Origin of the sequence: Ruegeria sp. HKCCD7251, assembly GCF_013031165.1 — a bacterium.
GTDB lineage: Bacteria > Pseudomonadota > Alphaproteobacteria > Rhodobacterales > Rhodobacteraceae > Ruegeria.
This window is the reverse complement of the sequence record NZ_WPZC01000004.1, coordinates 103,774-121,966: the sequence shown is the minus strand read 5'-3', so window position 1 is coordinate 121,966 and position 18,193 is coordinate 103,774. Positions and strand designations below refer to the sequence as shown.

Below are 18,193 nucleotides of genomic sequence, written 5' to 3'. Positions count from 1 at the left end.
CGGGGCTCGATCGCCCCTTTGGTTAAATGTAAAATTTTCGAAACAGACAGCATAATCCGTCGAAAGGACAAACGAAATGCGCGACGCAGTGATCGTCTCAACGGCACGTACCCCGATTGGCAAAGCCTATCGCGGCGCTTTCAATGCTACCACCCCGCAAGCTCTGATGAGCCATGCCATTGAACACGCGGTGCAACGCTCTGGCGTTGATCCGGCCGAGATCGAGGACTGCGTCGTGGGTGCCGCCCTGCAACAGGGCTATCAGGCGGGCAACATTGGCCGCCAAGCCGCTATCAGGGCCGGTTTGCCGGTAACAGTGGGCGGTATGACGCTAGACCGTCAGTGCGCCTCGGGGATGATGGCGATTGCTACGGCAGCCAAGCAAGTGGTGCACGATGGCATGGATGTAGTGATCGGCGGCGGCGTTGAGAGTATTTCGACGGTGCAGACGCCTGAGATGCGCGTGGGGCGCGACCCGTGGATCGTTGAACACAAGCCTGAGCTTTACATGACCATGCTTGAAACCGCCGAAACCGTTGGCGAACGCTATGGTCTAAGCCGTGAATATCAGGATGAATACGCCGCGCAGTCTCAGGCTCGCACCCATGCCGCGCAGCAGGCAGGCAGGTTTGACGCCGAGATCGTTCCGATGACTACGGTGATGAAAATGCAGAACCGCGAAACCGGCGAGATATCAGAACATGAGGTGACGCTGGACAAGGATGAGGGCAATCGCCCCTCGACCACGGTCGAGTCGCTGGCCGGTCTGCAGCCGGTGTTCAAGGATGGCATCCACATCAAGGAAGGCAAGTGCATCACGGCGGGCAATGCCTCGCAGTTGTCGGATGGGGCATCGGCCTCGGTGATCATGGAGGCCAAGGTTGCAGAACAAAAAGGACTGGAACCTCTGGGCCGCTACGTCGGTGTGATGGCTGCTGGGTGTGAGCCGGATGAGATGGGCATCGGCCCCGTCTTTGCCGTACCCAAGCTGCTAAAGGCGCATGGCTTGACCATGGACGACATCGACCTGTGGGAATTCAACGAGGCCTTCGCAGTGCAGGTTCTGTATTCCCGCGACCGTCTGGGCATTCCCAACGAGATTATGAACGTCGATGGTGGCGCGATTTCTGTCGGCCACCCGTATGGCATGTCCGGCGCGCGGATGGTGGGTCATGCCCTGATCGAAGGCAAGCGGCGCGGCGCCAAATATGTGGTCTGCACCATGTGCATCGGTGGTGGCATGGGCGGCGCTGGCCTGTTTGAGGTTCTATAAATGACCGCTTGGAACCGCGACGATTCACATCTGCCGAAGGTTCTGCGGGGTCTGCGCATTCCGATGATCGGCTCACCGCTGTTCATCATCTCGAACCCTGACCTGGTGATTGAGCAATGTAAGGCAGGCATCATCGGCTCTTTCCCTGCGCTTAACGCGCGAGAGGCCGAAGGCGAGCCGCCCCTGCTGGACGCCTGGTTGACCCGCATCAAGGAAGAGTTGGACAGGCATAATCAGGAAAACCCCGACAACCCGGCCGCGCCTTATGCGGTGAACCAGATTGTGCACCGGTCAAACGGACGGTTGCAGCGGGACATCGACATCTGCGTGAAGCACGAGGTCCCGGTCTGGATCACCTCTTTGGGCGCACGGGTCGAAGTGAACGAGGCCGCGCATTCCTATGGTGGCGTCGTGTTTCACGACATCATCAACAACAAGTTCGCAAAAAAAGCGATCGAGAAAGGGGCCGATGGTCTGGTGGCCGTAGCCGCCGGAGCAGGGGGGCACGCCGGATCGCTGTCGCCTTTCGCTCTGATCCGTGAAATTCGCGAATGGTTCGATGGGCCGCTGGCGCTGTCTGGGGCGATTGCCTCGGGCAACTCGCTGCTGGGGGCTTTGGCGATGGGGGCTGATTTCGGCTATGTTGGGTCACCCTTTATTGCCACGGATGAGGCCAATGCCGATCCCGGCTACAAACAAATGATCGTGGACAGCGCCGGGGATGACATCGTCTATTCTTCGCTGTTCACCGGCGTCTGGGGCAATTACCTGCGTGGGTCGATTGTGAATGCAGGAATGGACCCTGAAAACCTGCCCACGGCGGACCCGACCTCGATGAATTTTTCGACTGACCGCGAAAAGCCCAAAGCGTGGAAAACGATCTGGGGTTCTGGCCAAGGCATTGGTACGGTCAAAAGCATCGGGCCTGCCCGGGCGCTGGTTGACCGAATTGCAGATGAGTATCTGGCTGCTGGCGCCAGTCTTGCGCGGCAGTTTCCGGGCTGAATATGGCAGAGCTTCTTCTTGTCCGCCACGCACAGGCCTCGTTCGGGGCGGACAATTACGACAAACTCTCGGATCTGGGGCACCGGCAGTCTGCTCAATTGGGCGACTGGTTGCAGGGCACGGGTTGGGTTCCGGACCGTCTGATCACTGGTACATTGGCGCGCCATGCCGAAACGCTGGCTTCGATGGGGTTTAGTGCGACGCCCGAACGACATGCGGGTTTGAACGAGTATGATTTCAAGGACCTGCTAAACGCACGTTTCGGCGGCGACGTTCCCCAGAGGGTACAGGGGGATCGCAAAACCCATTTCCGTGCGCTAAGGGAAACCATCCTGCACTGGCAGGAAGGTGGCTTGCCCGACGCGTCGGAAAGCTGGGCCGAGTTTTCGGCGCGCGTCGCCGCTGCCTTGCGTTTTGTCACACAAACCGAGGCCCGGCGGGTTCTTGTGGTTTCGTCCGGTGGACCCATTGGTCAGATCACGTCGTCTGTCTTGAATGCGCCCAATCCGCAAATGATGGAATTGAACCTGCAACTTCGCAACACCTCTCAGTCTCGGTTCCTGTTCTCATCGCGGGGTATCGGGTTGACCGAATTTAACGCAATCCCTCATCTGCACCCTGTAGCGCAGGCCGAGATGATCACTCATAGCTGAGGAATTACGATGTCCAAATCGACCCAGACCCTAGATGCAAAGGCCGTGGCTGACTATCTGTCTGACAGGATTGAAGGCTTCGAGGGACCGGTCGAGTTCACGAAGTTTGAGGTCGGTCAATCCAATCCAACCTTCCTGCTAAGAACGCCTTCGCATAAATATGTACTGCGTCGCAAGCCGCCGGGCCAGTTGTTGAAATCGGCTCATGCGGTTGACCGAGAATACCGGGTGCAAAAGGCGTTGGCCGAGACGGACGTGCCCGTGTCAAAGATGCATCTTCTTTGCGAAGATGAAAGCGTCATCGGCTCGATGTTCTATGTAATGGACTTCATGGACGGGCGGCACTTCAACTTTCCCGAATTGCCCGATGTACCCCGGCACGAGCGGGGCGGTATTCAGAAGGCGATGAACAAAACACTGGCAGACTTGCACAGCGTCGATATCGGCAAGGTGGGCCTGTCGGATTACGGGCCGCCGGGGAATTATTTTGAACGTCAGATCGGCCGCTGGTCAAAGCAGTACCGCGCTTCGGAAACCGAGACCATCGCGGCGATGGACCGGCTGATGGCGCGTCTGGTGGATGAGGCCCCCGAGGATGACGGACAACGGACGCTGGTGCATGGCGATTACCGCATCGACAATATGCTTTTCTGCAAGAGCAGCCCGGATGTGCTGGCTGTTTTGGATTGGGAATTATCCACCATTGGCCATCCCTATGCAGATTTGGCCGCCGTGATCATGCAATGGCAGATGCCGCCGGGTGGTATGGGCCGCGGGCTGGCAAGCGTGGACCGTGCCGCAGAAGGTTTGATGACCGACGAAGAATTTGTCGCCGCCTATTGCACCTACCGGGGGTTGGATGGAATTGACCATTTCGGCTACTACCTGGCTTTTTGCTTCTTTCGTATGGCCGCAATTATTCAGGGCGTTTATAAACGAGCTTTGGACGGCAATGCATCCAACCCCGAGCGTGCGCGACAGTCCGGGCAGTTCGTTCCGATCTTTGCCGAACATGGGCTGCGTGCGTTGGATAGTGGTTGGAATTAAGGGGTAAACGATGGTCGAAGGCACCAGTGAGGAACTGAAAGACCGTAACTTCATCACCGCTTTGGCGCGGGGGCTGGATGTTCTACGGTGCTTTCGCGAAGGGGATACCGCACTTAGCAACACCGATCTGTCCAAACGAACCGGACTGCCGAAGGCAACCGTTTCGCGCCTGACCCACACATTGTGCAAGCTGGATTATCTTGAGGTCGACAATCGCACTGGCACCTATCGACTAAGCGCGGGCGTTATGCTTTTGGGGTTTGGCGTATTGGCAAGTCTGGACATTGCCGAACGCGCACGGCGCGAAATGCTGAAGTTGCGCAATGGTCCCAACTCGTATGTTGTTGTGGCTTTGGGCGAACGGCATGGAATGAATGCAGTTTATCTGGCGACCGAAACCTCGCGTGAACAGGTTTCCTTGGTGGCCCGTGTTGGGACGGGTCTGCCTTTGTTCCGCTCGGCCATGGGGCGGGCGATATTGACCGCGATGGACGAAGATGAACGCGCCCAGGCATTTGAGACCGCGCGGACGCAGGACAGCGATACCGAAGAGTTTCGGCAAAGCAGCTTCAACACAGCACAGGAAGAGATGGACCGGCTGGGTTTTTGTACCGGCTATGGAGATTGGCGACCGGACGTAAACGGAATCTCGGTTGCCTTCAAATCGGTCATCGACAACCGGGTGTTTGGTCTGAACGTAGGAGGTCCGTCTTTTCACCTAACCCCCAAAGAGCTGGAAACAGTCTATGGCCCAATGCTGGTTGAGGCCGGGAAAAATCTTAGTCTGGCCTAGGGACCGAAGTTGCCCGGGGTCTGTATTTCGATTGGACCGGCTCTGCGGCAAGTCTTGGAAATTTCTTTAGTCCGGTTTGTTCGTTTTTTTAGCTATTGAACAAAAATTTTGCACCGGTGATCAGAACGCTGCTCAAGATTTGGGTGGCGCCTTTGGGTCTCTTAACTAATTGATTGTAGGCTATAAAAATCAAAGGAACTGTTGACTCTTTTCGGGGGTGTGTCACTGTGAGCCTGTGTTTTCCGGCACTGCGGAGGAGGCGTGTGTCGGACAATAACAGGGAGGAACAATGATATGAAAAATACAACAATGCGCGGCTTGAGTGCTGCGCTGGCAGTGGCGATTAGTGCAACTGCCGTATATGCCGAGAATATCAAGATTGCCTTTATCGACCCATTGTCTGGCCCTTTTGCGGCGACGGGCAATCAGGGTCTTGCGACGTTTAAGTTTGCCGCCGATGAACTGGTCAACAAAGAAGGCGGTGTTCTGGACGGTCAGAACTTTGAAATCGTCGCATTCGACAACAAGATCAGCCCCAAGGAATCGCTCATTCAGTTGCAGGTGGCAATCGATCAGGGCATCCGTTTCATTGCGCAGGGCAACAGTTCGGGCGTGGCCAACGCCCTGACCGACGCTATCGACAAGCACAACCGCCGCAATCCCGACAATCAGGTTATCTTTCTGAATTACGCGGCCGTTGATCCGGCCCTGACCAACGATAAATGTAATTTCTGGCATTTCCGCTTTGATGCGAATGCAGACATCAAGATGGACGCGCTGACCGATGTGATTGCAGCAGATGATGGCGTCGAAAAAGTGTATATCATCGGGCAGGATTACTCTTTTGGTAAAGCTGTGGCCGCCGCTGCGGTGAAATTCCTTGGCGAAAAGCGCCCCGATGTCGAGATCGTCGGAAACGAGTTGCATCCGATCGGCAAGGTCAAAGATTTCACCCCCTATGCCCGTAAGATCATGGCGTCAGAGGCAGATCTTGTGATCACCGGCAACTGGGGCGCAGACATGCTGAACCTCGGAAAGTCGGTGCTTGAGAACGGTTTTGAGGGGCCGATCTACACCTATTACGGCGCGGCTGACGGCATTACCGCTGCGTTCGGGGAATCCGGTGTCGGATCTCTGCGGGTGGTGGGCGAAGGCCAGATCAACCCGCCGGTCTCGGACCGTGCTGCCGCGTTTGTGACGGGCTTCAAGGAAGCCTATCCCGACACCGACCCGGCACAGCCGCGGATTGCCAACGTGGTTGAGATGCTGGCCAAAGCCATCAACGAGGCGGGCACAGCGACAGATATGGCTCAGGTTGCCTATGCTCTGGAAGGTATGGAGCATGACAGCATCTGGGGCACCAAGCTGAAAATGCGCGAGATCGACCATCAGATCATTCAGGACGTGCATATTCAGGCCCACACTGACGACGTGCAGTTCGACTATGACAACTCGGGCTTCGGGTTGAAGGCTGAGGACACGGTCACAATGGCGGCTGCCGATGCGGCAACCACCTGCAAGATGAAGCGCCCCTAACGCCTATGAGCGCTTGCAGCCTGCCGCGTGCGATGCGGCAGGCTGGTCTTGTCTGATGTTGTCAAATTCTTCGTGAAAGGGGACAGGCATGGAATTGATTGCCGTCAACCTGATCGACGGGCTGGTGACAGGGTTGCTTCTGTTCATGCTGTCCGCGGGTCTTACACTCATCTTTTCCATGATGGGTGTTCTGAACTTTGCCCATGCCAGTTTCTATATGCTGGGGGCGTATTTTGCTTTTCAAATCAGTGTCTTTCTGGGGTTCTGGATGGGGCTACTGATCGCGCCGGTCATTGTCGGTGTTCTGGGCGCGCTGGTCGAGCGTTATGGTTTGCGCCGAGTCCACCAATACGGTCATGTGCCCGAGCTAATCTTCACCTTCGGTCTGGCTTTGCTGATAGAAGAGCTGGTGCAGTTCATCTGGGGCAAAAGCGCGATGCCCTATGAAATTCCCGAGATTTTGCAATTCACCGCCTTTTCGATCGCGGGCAATGCTATCCCGGCCTACAAGATTTTCATGATCTTCACCTCGGTCGCGATCTTCCTCGTGCTGCTCTACATACTGACCAGAACGCGGGTAGGACTGATCATTCAGGCGGCCCTGAGTTACCCCAAGACAGTTGAGGCGCTGGGACACAACGTGCCGCTGGTCTTCATGGGGGTGTTCGGCGTCGGCACGGCTTTGGCCGGTGTCGCCGGTGTGATCGCGGGGCCGGTCCTATCGACCTTTCCGGGCATGGCTTTCGTGCTGGGCTCGATCGTGTTTGTCACCATCGTTATCGGCGGATTGGGCAGCCTTGGTGGTGCGCTTGTCGCGTCGCTGATCATCGGCTGGCTGACCACGTTCTCCAAGGCATATAACGTGCGTATGGAAGACATCCTGAATGGCATCGGATTTACCACGCCCGACCCGATCTGGGACAGCGCATGGCGCGATCTCTGGACGCTGACCTCGCCGCAGATCGCGGACATTCTGCCTTATATCCTGATGGTCCTGATCCTTGTGTTTCGGCCCTATGGTCTATTCGGAAAGCGGCAGGCATGACACAGACATCTCAAATCTCTGCCAGCAGACAGGCACCGGGCCTTTCGCTGGGCGTCGTCATGCCGTGGCTTCTGTCGGCTGCCGCGCTGGTGCTGTTGCCGATGGTGTTCACAGCCAATTCTGCCATTACCGTCATGAACCAGATGGCTATCACCATCATCTTTGCGCTGGCTTACAACATGTTGCTGGGGCAGGGCGGTATGCTGAGTTTCGGCCATGCGGTTTATATGGGTGTAGGTGGGTTTGCCTGTATGCACATCATGAACATGTCCGACTTTTTCGCCGCGCTGCCGCTGCCGGTTTTGCCGATCTTTGGCGGGCTTGTCGGGATGGGGCTGGCAATTGTCGTAGGCAGTTTCTCAACCCGCAGTTCGGGCACGGTTTTTGCCATGATCTCGCTTGGCGTGGGTGAGTTGATTGCCGCTTGCTCCATCATCATCGTCGTGTTTTTTGGCGGCGAAGAAGGGATCAGCGGTGACCGGACCTATGGCCTGCCTTTCTTTGGCATCGAGTTCCTGAGCCAGATCGAGGTTTACTATCTGACGGCCTTTTGGCTTATGTTGTCGGCGCTGCTGATGTTTCTATTCTCGCGCACGCCCATTGGCCGGATTGCCAATGCGGTGCGTGACAACCCCGAACGGGCCGAGTTTCTGGGCTATTCCCAGCGTTGGGTGCGGTTTCACAGCTTTGTCGCCTCGGGGTTCTTTGCCGGGGTTGCAGGGGCGCTGTTTGCGATCAACTACGAAATCCTGACGGAAGAGAACCTGAACCTTGCCACCTCGGGTGAGATCCTTCTTGTGACGTTTCTGGGCGGTGTTGGTTTCTTTTTCGGTCCGATCATCGGGGCCATCGTGTTTACGCTGCTGCGCACGGTGCTGGGGCTGGAAACCGAGCTTTGGGCCCTGTATGTCGGCCTGCTGTTTCTGGTCACCGTGATGTTTTTCCCCGGCGGTTTGGCCGGGCTGTTGATGATGCATGCGCCGGCGGTCAAAATGAAACGGCTGAGGTCGCTGGTCGTGCCCTACGCCAAGGTGCTGGTCCCCGGCGTGTTTGCAATCATCGGCGCGGCCTGTCTGATCGAGATGGTGTTCCACCTGCGCCATGCCCCGCCGGGGGATCATCAGATGACCTTGTTCTGGATCAGCTTTGACAGCCACACGTTTCTGCCCTGGGCGGTTTCAACCGTGTTGCTGATCGGCGGCGGTTGGCTGGCCAAACGGTTCGCGCCTGACATGGCCAATAGCTATCACGCGGCAACCAGCCTGGATGGAGGTGGCGCATGACGTCTGCTCTTGAAATCACCAATCTGAGGAAAAGCTTTGGTCAGACCGAGATCATCCGGGGCGTTGACCTAAGCGTGCGCAAGGGCGAACGCCATGCGGTGATCGGGCCGAACGGGGCTGGAAAATCCACCTTGTACAACCTGATCACCGGGCGCTTTGCCCAGACCGCGGGCACTGTGCAATTGCATGGGCAGGATCTGCGGGGCAAGGCTCCGTTCCAGATCAACCGCCTTGGGCTCAGCCGGTCGTTCCAGATCACCAACATCTTTCCCAATATGTCGGTGTTCGAGAATATCCGCTGCGCATTGCTTTGGACGCGCGGGTACAAGTATTCTTTCTGGACGCTTGTGTCGCGCAAACAGGATCTGACCGACGCGGCCGATGAAATCCTTGCACAGATCAACCTGACCACCCGCCGGGATTTGCCAGCAGGGGTTCTGTCTTATGCCGAGCAGCGCGCGCTTGAGATTGGGATCACCATCGCGGGCGGGGCGGATGTCATCATGCTGGACGAACCCACCGCAGGCATGAGCCATTCGGAAACCGACTATATCGTCGAACTGATCCGTCAGGTGACCGAAAACAAGACGCTGATGATGGTGGAACATGACATGGGTGTGGTCTTTGGTCTGGCCGACCGTATCTCGGTTCTGGTTTACGGTGAGATCATCGCCACCGGCACCCCTGAAGAGGTGCGCGGCAATCCCCGAGTTCAAGAAGCCTATCTGGGCACCGCGATGGAGGATCACTGATGCTCGAAGTCAGGGATATGCACGCCTACTATGGCAAAAGCCACATCCTTCAGGGTGTGAATCTGAACATCGCCGAGGGTGAGATCGTGGCCCTGCTGGGGCGCAACGGGGTCGGGCGGTCCACGACCTGCAAGGCGGTGATGGGCGATGTCGAACCACATGGTTCTGTCCGGTTCAAAGGGCAGGAGATCGCCGGTAAAAAAGCCTACGAGATCGCCAATCTGGGCATCGGTTATGTGCCTGAAAACCGGGATATCTTTCCCGGTCTTACCACGCGGCAAAACCTGATCCTTGGGCTGAAACCTGGCCAGAAAGACGGCGAAGGCCGCTGGTCGATGCAGAATATGTTCGACATGTTCGAAAACCTCGATAACCGCGCCGACGTTGAGGCCAGCGTTTTGTCCGGCGGAGAGCAGCAGATGCTAACCATGTGCCGGACCCTGATGGGCGATCCCGATCTGGTGATGATCGACGAACCGACCGAGGGGCTGTCGCCGCAGATGGTCAAACGCGTGGCCGAACTGTTGCAGGAAATCGCCGGGCGCGGCATCTCGACCCTGTTGGTGGAACAGAAGCTGGACATCGCTTTGGACATTGCCAACCGGGTCTATGTGATGGGTCATGGCCACGTGGTGTTCGAAGGGACGCCACAAGAGTTGAAACAGCGCGACGATATCCGCAAGGAATGGCTGGAGGTCTGAGAGCGTCACGCCGCAAGGCAGCAAAAGGGGGCGTTTGTAGCCCTCTTTTTGTGCGTTGGTTACGGGGCGGAGGTCCTATGCCGGTTGGATGATCGGGATGATGATCCCGTTGAAGGGGGGAAGATGACCGAATTTTTGCAAAGTCGCGATTTGGGTGGCGGCGTGATGGCGTTGACGTTGGCGCGTGGGCCGGTGAACGCTCTGGACCCTGATTTTCTATACGGCTTTGTCGATGCGCTAAACGAATTTGCAGCGCGCGAGGATGTGCGCGCGGTGGTTCTGGATAGCGCCTGCAAGGTTTTTTCCGCCGGTCTGGACCTAAAGGACGCCATGGATTTGGATCGCGAGGCGCAAAACGGTCTGGTGGATGCGTTAAATCATGCATTCCTCACCCAGTTCTGTTTTCCGAAACCGCTTGTTTCCGCCGTGAACGGGGCAGCCATCGCAGGTGGGTTTTTCTTTGTACTTGCAGCAGATTGGCGTGTGGCTGGTCCGAAGGCCAGTTTCGGTCTGGCCGAAATCCGCGTGGGCGTTGACCTGCCCATTGGCCCGCTTGAGATCGCGCGCGCAACGCTTGAACCCAACACGCTGCGGCGGTTCCTTCTGACCGGCCAGCCGATCCACGCAGAAGATGCTGCGGCGCAAGGTGTGGTGGATGAGTTGGTCGAGGTTGAAACCCTGTTGGATGCCGCGCAAAGCAAAGCGCAAGAGCTGGCCAGGTTGCCCGCCCTGACTTATGGCCGGGTCAAGCGGCAGCTTCGCGCCCCGGCAATTGAAGTGATCGAGGCTGAAATGAAACGGTTGGCGGGTGACACGGACCGGTCTTGGTTCAACGAAGAAACCCGCGACGCTATGCAAAGGATGCTGGCATGAGCGAAGGGTTCGACTTGGCGCGGCTGGAGCGTATCCGGCCCTGGATGCAAAGCTATGTTGAGGCGCGCAAATACCCCGGGGCCTCGGTCCTGGTCAAGCGTAACGGGACCGAGGTGTTCTATGCCGATAGCGGTCTGCGCAACATCGAAGAGGACCTGCCCTTCACCCGCGATACCATTGCGCGCATCTATTCCATGACCAAACCGGTGACGTCTGTGGCGCTGATGACACTGGTGGAACGGGGCCTGATCCATTTGGGCGCGCCAGTGTCCGAGTTCATTCCGGGTTTTGCCCGGATGCAGGCGCTGATCCCGGGTGCCACTCGCTTGGATCAGACGGAACCGGCTGCTACGCCGACCTTGCAGCAACTGCTGACGCATACCAGTGGTCTCAGCTATTCCTTCAACCCCGGTCTGGTGGCCGAGGCGATGGCGGATCAAAGGCTGGATTTCACTCCCAAACGCGGCACTTTGGCCGAGGTGGCTGACAAGGTCGCGGCCCTACCACTGGCGTTTCAGCCCGGCGCTCGCTGGATGTACTCGGTCGGCATCGACATTGCAGGTCGGGTGGTCGAAGTTGTTTCGGGCAAGACACTGGACCAGTTCTTTGATGAAGAGATTTTCCAGCCACTTGGCATGACGGAAACCGCATTCAATGTGCCTGTGGATGCGGGTGACCGGTTTGCCAATCTCTATACGCCGCTCGATGATCCGATGGCGCTGAATGCGGCTAAAGACGGAGGGGATACTTTGCGTTTGGCCGATGATCGCAAGACCTCGCCCTATCACACCACCAAGCAACGCTCGGGTGGCGGCGGGCTGGTTGGCACCATCGACGACTATATGAATTTTACCGAGATGCTGCGGCGTGGCGGTGATGCAGGCGATCATCGTATTCTGTCGCCCAAGACGCTGGTCTTCATGATGTCGAACCATCTGAAGGGCGATATTGCCGACATGGGCATCCCCAGTTTTGCTGAACAGCCAATGGTCGGCACCGGTTTTGGCATCGGCGGGTCTGTGACGCTGAACCCCGGTCGGGTGGGCGTGCCCGGCAGTGTCGGGGATTTTGCCTGGGGTGGCATGGCCTCGACCGCGTTCTGGGTCGACCCGGTGCATCAGATGAGCGTTGTGTTCTTCACTCAACTTTCGCCCAGTTCATCCTATCCATCGCGTGCGCAATTGCGCGCCCTGATCCACGGAGCTTTGATCGCATGACTGGGCAAAACACTGGCCGTCCGATCCTTTGGCAACCAACGCTGGAACAGGCGCAGGCTACCCCCATGGCCGGGTTTATTCGCTGGCTTGGGGCCGAACGGGGTTTGGAATTTGCCGATTACCCCGCGCTCTGGAATTGGAGTGTCACGGATCTTGAAGGGTTCTGGTCTGCCGTTTGGGAATTCTTCGATCTTCGTGCCAGTGTGGAACCCACGATTTTCTTGACCGAACGGAAGATGCCCGGCGCGGTCTGGTGCCCCGGCACGATGCTGAATTACAGCGATCAGGTATTGCGGTGGGCAGAGGGCCAGCCCGACGCGACTGCGCTGATCATTGAATCCGAGACCTTTGGGGTGGCGTCACTGACATGGACCGAGCTGCGTGATCGCGTGGCGAATCTGGCCGCGAACCTGCGACAGATGGGGGTGGGGCAGGGCGATCGCGTGGTCGCCGTCCTTCCCAACACCGAAACGGCGCTTATTGCCTGCCTTGCAGCGGCTAGTCTGGGCGCGATCTGGTCGCTTTGCGCGCCCGACATGGGGCGTGTTGCCATTCTGGACAGGTTCCGACAGATCGAACCCAAGGTGTTGATCGTGCAGGACGGCTATACCCATGCGGGGAAAGAAATTGACCGTCGGTCCCTGCTGCAAGAAATCCGCTCTGGGTTGCCTTCGGTGCAGCACACACTTTGGGTGCCCGTTGCGGGCGAGGTTCCTGATGATGCGCACGCTTTCGGCCCGCTGACACAGGGCGATGCGACGTACCAAAGCACGCCCGTCCCCTTCGATCATCCGCTGTGGATTGTCTATTCCTCGGGCACGACGGGGAATCCCAAACCCATCGTGCATGGTCATGGCGGCGTGCTGCTTGAAAGCGCAAAGCGCAGCCTGCACCAGAACCTGACGCAAACCGACAGCTATGCGTGGATGACGTCATCTGGCTGGATCATGTGGAACACACAGCTATCGGCACTGGGCCAAGGGGCGACAGCCGCGTTGTTCGATGCTGCGCCCAATCATCCGGACATGATGGCCTTTTGGCGTTTTGCCGCCCGGAACCGGCTGACGTTTCTGGGGGCGGGGGCCGCGTTTTATGAGGCTTGCCTCAAGGCAGGCATACGTCCTGCCGATCTGGACCTGTCCGCGCTCAAGGGTCTGGGATCGACCGGATCACCGCTGAGTGCGGATGGCTATGACTGGATTTACGGCAACGTGAAGTCCGATCTGTGGCTGGCCCCGATCTCGGGCGGGACCGATATCGCCAGCGCTTTTGTCGGCGGCAACCCGATGCTACCCGTGCGCGGAGGTGAAATGCAGTGCCGAATGCTGGGCAATGCCGTGCGCGCCTTCGACGAGGCCGGAAATGAGGTTTTCGATACTGTTGGTGAGCTGGTATGCACTGAACCGCTACCTTCAATGCCCCTGTATTTCTGGGGGGATGAGGACGGATCGCGCCTGCATGACAGTTATTTCGACACTTATCCCGGCATCTGGCGGCATGGCGACTGGATCGAAATCACGCCCGAGGGCGCCTCGGTAATCTATGGCCGTTCGGACGCCACCATTAACCGCAAGGGGCTGCGGCTGGGCTCGTCCGAGATTTATCAGGCCGTTGAGGGGTTGGCGGAAGTGATGGATTCGCTGGTGGTTGATCTTGAGTTTCTGGGCCGCGACAGTTTCATGCCGCTTTTCGTGGTGCTGGCCGAAGGTCTGACGTTGGACGACTCTATGAAGGACAAGATCAATGGTGCAATCCGCAGCGCCATTTCCGCGCGCTTTGTCCCCAACGAAATCATTCAAATCACCGAGGTGCCGCGTACCTTGTCGGGCAAGAAGTTGGAAGTTCCGGTGAAAAAGCTGCTTTTGGGTGGTGATCCTGCCCATGTGGTCAATCGGGATTCCATGTCGAACCCCGGCAGTTTCGACTTCTTTGTCGACTACACCAAATTGCACGAGGAGGATCTGGTACAGGGGTGATTTTGCGCACATAGGTTTTGCCCTGCGGCCAGCCCCTGCGACTTAGCGCCAAAAGGACCTTTACCATTCTGAAATGAAGAACGGGAATATTACGCAACTAAGGAGGCGTGATGAAAGTCGAAAAAGCTTGGATTCCCCGCATGGCCGCGCGTGACGATTGGCTGGCGCAAACCACCGAAAATATCATCGACCCCGAGCGCGAGATCGTCGATCCGCATCACCATCTGTGGGTGCGGCATGGGTATGTCTATGAGATGGCCGAGCTGCAGGCCGATACTTCAAGCGGACATAACGTGGTTGAAACGGTCTATATGGAATGCCGTTCTTACTATGATCCAACATCGTCAGACCCGCTTGCCCCGGTAGGCGAAACCCGGCAGGTCGCGGCATTGGCCCGCGCCCATACCGGCCCGGCGCGTCTGACTGGGATTGTCGGTTTTGCCGATCTGCGGAACCCGGATTTGGGCGCCGTTCTGGATGCTCATGTCGCTGTGGGGCAGGGATTGTTCAAGGGGATCCGCCACGCCGGAGCCCGAGATGCCGAGCCTGAACAATTGTTCCTGCCGGGTCGGGGGCCGAAAGACCTATATTCGGACCCGGATTTTCGCAGGGGCGTGGCGCTCCTGGGTGCGCGGGGGCTGACTTATGACACGTGGCAGTATCATCACCAACTACCCGCTTTTACGGATCTGGCCCGAGCAGTGCCGGGTACCACGCTGGTTCTGGATCACCTGTCTACGCCTCTGGGCGTGGGGCGGTTTTCTGGACAACGCGACAGCATCTTTGCCCAATGGAAAGATGACATCGCAGCCCTTGCGGAATGTCCCAATGTGGTTGCCAAGCTGGGCGGCATGGCCATGCCCGATAATGGGTGGGGCTGGCATGATCGCAGCCAGCCACCGGGTTCGGATGAATTCGTCGATGTCATGGCCCCCTGGTATCACCACATGATCGCCTGTTTCGGGGCCCGGCGCTGCATGTTCGAAAGCAACTTTCCGGTCGACCGTATCTCGATCAGCTATCCGGTGTTGTGGAACGGCCTCAAGAAGATCGCCGCCGATTACAGCGAGAAAGAAAAGGCCGCGCTGTTCAGCAGCACGGCTCGCAGGGTTTATGACCTGTGACCAGCGTCCCCTATGCCGATCGCACAGGTTCAAAGGGTTACTTTACTTCGGCGTTCCGGTCATGCCTGCGCCGTAAAACCGGTTGAGTTTGCGCATGCCCCCCAACCACCTGTCGTAGTTATCGGTCTTGTTGCGCATATAACCCAGCACCTCGGGGTGCGGCAGGATCAGGAAAGTTTCGTCTCGAATGGCCTGCAGGCAGGCTTCGGCCACGGGTTCGGCTTCTAACATACCGTCTTGCGAGGCCACTCCGTCCTCGTGTCCGCGCGTCATTTCGGACCGAACCGCCTGCGGGCAGAGTAGCGACACCCCGATGCCCTGATCGCGATAGGTGAAAGCCAGCCATTCGGCAGCTCCGACCGCGGCGTGTTTGGTAACCCCATAAGCCATCGAGCCAACCTGATTGAGCAGTCCAGCAGCCGAAGCGGTGTTCAGCAGATAACCACCCCCGCGTTCTATCATCCGTGGCACCACATGGCGCGCCGCCCAGATATGGGACATCACGTTGACCTCCCACATACCTTGCCAGATGTCGTTGTCGGTTTCAGGCCCACCGATACTGAGGATACCCGCGTTAGAGCAGAAGATACCGATCGGCCCAACCTCGGTTTCGGTTCGGTCGATCAGCGCGGCAATGTCATCCTCTTTCGAGACATCTGCTTTGATTGCGATGCCGCCGATCTGGTTTGCGGTTTCTTCCGCGCCGGGCAGGTTCAGGTCGGCGCAAATAACCGATTTGGCACCCGCCGCAGCAAAGGCCGCAGCCAAAGCTTTACCGATGCCGCTGGCGGCGCCGGTTACGACAACGATTTGTCCTTCGATTTCCATGGCTTTCCCCTTAGGTCCACATCACGGCGCCGCCATCCACGGTCAGCGCCTGACCCGTGATATAGCGGCTGGCGTCAGAGGCCATGAACGCGGCGATGCCGGTGAAATCCTCTGGCTCTCCCAGTCGGCGCAGGGGCACCTGGCGCAGGTAGGATTCGGCTATTTTTGGATTGTCCCACAGGGCGCGGGCGAACTCGGTCTTAACCACACCGGGGCATAGCGCATTGACCCGCACCCCCGTCGGACCCATTTCCATCGCCAGGTTTCGCACCAGCGCGATCAGCGCCAGTTTCGAGATGTTGTATGTGCCCAGCGTGTCAGATGGCTTGAACGCGCCGACGGACGAGGTGAACAGCATCGAACCGCCGCCCAGCCCCTCCATATCCGGGAAGACAGCATTTGCCAGCCACAGGTTCGACTGGACGTTGGCCTGCATGGTCTTTTCAAAGGCTTCATCCGAGATGTCGCGCATTGAGCCGTAGAACGGGTTCACGCCAGCGTTTCCGATCAGGACCGAGATCGGCCCCACCGTTTCGCGGGCTGCTTTGGCCAGTGCCTCAACCTCTTGCCTGTTGCCGATGTTGCAGGTCATTGGTGTTGCGGCCTTGCGACCCACGGCGTCGTTGATTTCGGCGGTGGCGGCCTCAAGCGCTTCGATCTTTCGCGCCGAGATCACCACATTGGCCCCTTGCTGTGCCAACCCTTTTGCCATTTCCAGCCCCATCCCGCGGGACGCGCCGGTCAGCAGGGCATTACGCCCGGTCAGATCAAACATGTTGTTCATCGTTTTTCCTTACGGCCCGTCGAACTGCCTTCCGCCTTTTGTTCCGGCTGATGTACCTGCCTGACGTTCGTTAGAAGCCAAATAATCCTTGACCTCTGCCCGCGCGACGACGGCGTGGTGGACTTCATCCGGGCCATCAGCAAAACGCAGGGTGCGCTGGCCGGTATACATCTCGGACAGGGGCGACCATTGCGAAATACCGGTCGCGCCGTGGATTTGCATGGCCTGATCAATGATTTGACAGACTTTTTCCGGCACCATCGCCTTGATCATCGACACCCAGATGCGCGCCTCTTTGTTGCCCATCGTGTCCATCGCCTTGGCGGCCTTGAGGACCATCAGGCGCATCGCCTCGATTTCGATCCGCATGCGTGACAGGGTTTCCATGTTCTTGCCCAGATCCAGAAGTTTTCTGCCAAACGCCTCGCGGCTGATACCGCGCGCGATCATCAGGTCCAGTGCCCTTTCCGCTTGACCGATTGAGCGCATGCAATGGTGAATCCGCCCCGGCCCAAGCCGCAATTGCGAGATTTCGAACCCGCGCCCTTCGCCCCACAAGATGTTGCTTTCGGGGACGCGCACATTGGTGAACCGGATCTGCATATGCCCATGCGGAGCGTCATCCTGACCGAAAACATGCATAGGGCCGACGATCTCGACACCCGGCGTGTCCATCGGCACTAGGATCTGGCTTTGCTGACGGAATGTCTCTGCGTCGGGCGAGGTTTTCACCATCACGATCATGATCTTGCAGCGCGGATCGCCCGCGCCCGAGATGTAATATTTCTCGCCATTGATGACCCACTCGCCGTTTTCCAGCACGGCGCGGGTGCTGATATTGCGAGCGTCAGATGAGGCCCTGTCCGGTTCCGTCATAGCAAAAGCCGACCGGATTTCACCGGCCAGCAGAGGTTTCAGCCATTTTTCCTTTTGTTCTTCGGTTCCGATCCGCTCCAGAACTTCCATGTTGCCGGTATCGGGGGCCGAGCAGTTCAGCGTTTCCGAGGCCAAGGGGTTTTTGCCCAGTTCAGCGGCGATATAGGCATAGTCGAGGTTCGACAGACCCTCGCCGGTTTCGGCATTGGGAAGGAAAAAATTCCACAACCCCGCATCGCGCGCCTTTTGCTTGGCGGTTTCCAACAGTTCAAGCTGACCGGGGGCATAGGACCAGCGGTCGGCCCGGCCATGGCCTAGCCGGTGATATTCTTCGGTAATAGGATCGACGTTTTCAGCGATGTGCTTGATCACCTTTTCCAGAAGCGGCTTGGCCCCTTCGGACATTTCCAGATTATTCATATCTGCA

17 protein-coding genes are annotated in these 18,193 nt (G+C 57.9%); 14 read left to right on the top strand and 3 right to left on the bottom strand.

Annotation, left to right across the window (positions count from 1 at the left end; translation table 11 throughout):
- Positions 1-76 precede the first annotated feature (76 nt).
- From GOX75_RS12100 to GOX75_RS12035, 14 genes are all read left to right on the top strand, one after another.
- Entirely contained in the window at positions 77-1,273 is a 1,197-nt protein-coding gene (locus tag GOX75_RS12100) for an acetyl-CoA C-acyltransferase (protein ID WP_171123418.1), read from the top strand.
- Positions 1,274-2,278 (top strand): nitronate monooxygenase family protein, encoded by a 1,005-nt coding sequence (locus GOX75_RS12095; protein WP_171123415.1) that lies wholly within the window; start codon positions 1,274-1,276, stop codon positions 2,276-2,278.
- Between the two features lie 2 nt (positions 2,279-2,280).
- Positions 2,281-2,931 carry a histidine phosphatase family protein gene (locus GOX75_RS12090; protein WP_171123413.1) on the top strand — a complete coding sequence of 217 codons (651 nt, stop codon included), beginning with the start codon at positions 2,281-2,283 and terminating at the stop codon, positions 2,929-2,931.
- 9 nt (positions 2,932-2,940) lie between these two features.
- Complete coding sequence (locus GOX75_RS12085; RefSeq protein WP_171123411.1) at positions 2,941-3,978, top strand: phosphotransferase family protein; 1,038 nt, start codon at positions 2,941-2,943, stop codon at positions 3,976-3,978.
- Between the two features lie 10 nt (positions 3,979-3,988).
- The gene (locus tag GOX75_RS12080) at positions 3,989-4,771 is read left to right on the top strand and encodes an IclR family transcriptional regulator (RefSeq protein WP_171123409.1); all 783 of its coding nucleotides are present in this window, start codon (positions 3,989-3,991) and stop codon (positions 4,769-4,771) included.
- 294 nt (positions 4,772-5,065) lie between these two features.
- A complete protein-coding gene (locus GOX75_RS12075; RefSeq protein ID WP_254428784.1) occupies positions 5,066-6,307 on the top strand; it encodes a branched-chain amino acid ABC transporter substrate-binding protein in 1,242 nt (413 codons plus the stop codon).
- Positions 6,308-6,395: 88 nt separating this feature from the next.
- Positions 6,396-7,352 (top strand): branched-chain amino acid ABC transporter permease, encoded by a 957-nt coding sequence (locus tag GOX75_RS12070; protein ID WP_171123406.1) that lies wholly within the window; start codon positions 6,396-6,398, stop codon positions 7,350-7,352.
- A complete protein-coding gene (locus tag GOX75_RS12065; RefSeq protein WP_171123404.1) occupies positions 7,349-8,635 on the top strand; it encodes a branched-chain amino acid ABC transporter permease in 1,287 nt (428 codons plus the stop codon). The genes GOX75_RS12070 and GOX75_RS12065 overlap by 4 nt, the downstream gene beginning before the upstream one ends.
- A complete protein-coding gene (locus tag GOX75_RS12060; RefSeq protein WP_171123402.1) occupies positions 8,632-9,387 on the top strand; it encodes an ABC transporter ATP-binding protein in 756 nt (251 codons plus the stop codon). The genes GOX75_RS12065 and GOX75_RS12060 overlap by 4 nt, the downstream gene beginning before the upstream one ends.
- A complete protein-coding gene (locus GOX75_RS12055) occupies positions 9,384-10,088 on the top strand; it encodes an ABC transporter ATP-binding protein (protein ID WP_217354435.1) in 705 nt (234 codons plus the stop codon). Before GOX75_RS12060 ends, GOX75_RS12055 begins: the two co-directional genes overlap by 4 nt.
- A gap of 123 nt (positions 10,089-10,211) precedes the next feature.
- Positions 10,212-10,961, top strand: a complete 750-nt coding sequence (locus GOX75_RS12050; RefSeq protein WP_171123398.1) for an enoyl-CoA hydratase/isomerase family protein — start codon at positions 10,212-10,214, stop codon at positions 10,959-10,961.
- Positions 10,958-12,178 (top strand): serine hydrolase, encoded by a 1,221-nt coding sequence (locus GOX75_RS12045; RefSeq protein WP_171123396.1) that lies wholly within the window; start codon positions 10,958-10,960, stop codon positions 12,176-12,178. The genes GOX75_RS12050 and GOX75_RS12045 overlap by 4 nt, the downstream gene beginning before the upstream one ends.
- Positions 12,175-14,154: an acetoacetate--CoA ligase gene (locus GOX75_RS12040; RefSeq protein WP_171123394.1), complete on the top strand. Its 1,980-nt coding sequence runs from the start codon at positions 12,175-12,177 to the stop codon at positions 14,152-14,154. The genes GOX75_RS12045 and GOX75_RS12040 overlap by 4 nt, the downstream gene beginning before the upstream one ends.
- A 110-nt stretch (positions 14,155-14,264) precedes the next feature.
- The gene (locus GOX75_RS12035; protein ID WP_217354430.1) at positions 14,265-15,278 is read left to right on the top strand and encodes an amidohydrolase; all 1,014 of its coding nucleotides are present in this window, start codon (positions 14,265-14,267) and stop codon (positions 15,276-15,278) included.
- A gap of 42 nt (positions 15,279-15,320) precedes the next feature.
- Here GOX75_RS12035 and GOX75_RS12030 read toward each other — a convergent pair whose 3' ends face one another.
- The 3 genes from GOX75_RS12030 to GOX75_RS12020 are packed head-to-tail and all read right to left on the bottom strand — an operon-like array spanning position 15,321 to position 18,186.
- Complete coding sequence (locus GOX75_RS12030) at positions 15,321-16,106, bottom strand: SDR family oxidoreductase (RefSeq protein WP_171123392.1); 786 nt, start codon at positions 16,104-16,106, stop codon at positions 15,321-15,323.
- A gap of 10 nt (positions 16,107-16,116) precedes the next feature.
- Entirely contained in the window at positions 16,117-16,890 is a 774-nt protein-coding gene (locus tag GOX75_RS12025; protein ID WP_171123390.1) for an SDR family NAD(P)-dependent oxidoreductase, read from the bottom strand.
- Positions 16,891-16,899: 9 nt separating this feature from the next.
- Positions 16,900-18,186: an acyl-CoA dehydrogenase family protein gene (locus GOX75_RS12020; RefSeq protein ID WP_171123901.1), complete on the bottom strand. Its 1,287-nt coding sequence runs from the start codon at positions 18,184-18,186 to the stop codon at positions 16,900-16,902.
- Positions 18,187-18,193 lie beyond the last annotated feature (7 nt).

Coding starts and splice junctions, on each gene's coding strand:
- GOX75_RS12075 (WP_254428784.1), top strand. CDS start 5,066: ATGAAAAATACAACAATGCGCGGCTTGAGTGCTGCGCTGGCAGTGGCG.
- GOX75_RS12090 (WP_171123413.1), top strand. CDS start 2,281: ATGGCAGAGCTTCTTCTTGTCCGCCACGCACAGGCCTCGTTCGGGGCG.
- GOX75_RS12030 (WP_171123392.1), bottom strand. CDS start 16,106: ATGGAAATCGAAGGACAAATCGTTGTCGTAACCGGCGCCGCCAGCGGC.
- GOX75_RS12020 (WP_171123901.1), bottom strand. CDS start 18,186: ATGAATAATCTGGAAATGTCCGAAGGGGCCAAGCCGCTTCTGGAAAAG.
- GOX75_RS12040 (WP_171123394.1), top strand. CDS start 12,175: ATGACTGGGCAAAACACTGGCCGTCCGATCCTTTGGCAACCAACGCTG.
- GOX75_RS12045 (WP_171123396.1), top strand. CDS start 10,958: ATGAGCGAAGGGTTCGACTTGGCGCGGCTGGAGCGTATCCGGCCCTGG.
- GOX75_RS12050 (WP_171123398.1), top strand. CDS start 10,212: ATGACCGAATTTTTGCAAAGTCGCGATTTGGGTGGCGGCGTGATGGCG.
- GOX75_RS12025 (WP_171123390.1), bottom strand. CDS start 16,890: ATGAACAACATGTTTGATCTGACCGGGCGTAATGCCCTGCTGACCGGC.
- GOX75_RS12035 (WP_217354430.1), top strand. CDS start 14,265: ATGAAAGTCGAAAAAGCTTGGATTCCCCGCATGGCCGCGCGTGACGAT.
- GOX75_RS12085 (WP_171123411.1), top strand. CDS start 2,941: ATGTCCAAATCGACCCAGACCCTAGATGCAAAGGCCGTGGCTGACTAT.
- GOX75_RS12080 (WP_171123409.1), top strand. CDS start 3,989: ATGGTCGAAGGCACCAGTGAGGAACTGAAAGACCGTAACTTCATCACC.
- GOX75_RS12070 (WP_171123406.1), top strand. CDS start 6,396: ATGGAATTGATTGCCGTCAACCTGATCGACGGGCTGGTGACAGGGTTG.
- GOX75_RS12100 (WP_171123418.1), top strand. CDS start 77: ATGCGCGACGCAGTGATCGTCTCAACGGCACGTACCCCGATTGGCAAA.
- GOX75_RS12095 (WP_171123415.1), top strand. CDS start 1,274: ATGACCGCTTGGAACCGCGACGATTCACATCTGCCGAAGGTTCTGCGG.
- GOX75_RS12060 (WP_171123402.1), top strand. CDS start 8,632: ATGACGTCTGCTCTTGAAATCACCAATCTGAGGAAAAGCTTTGGTCAG.
- GOX75_RS12065 (WP_171123404.1), top strand. CDS start 7,349: ATGACACAGACATCTCAAATCTCTGCCAGCAGACAGGCACCGGGCCTT.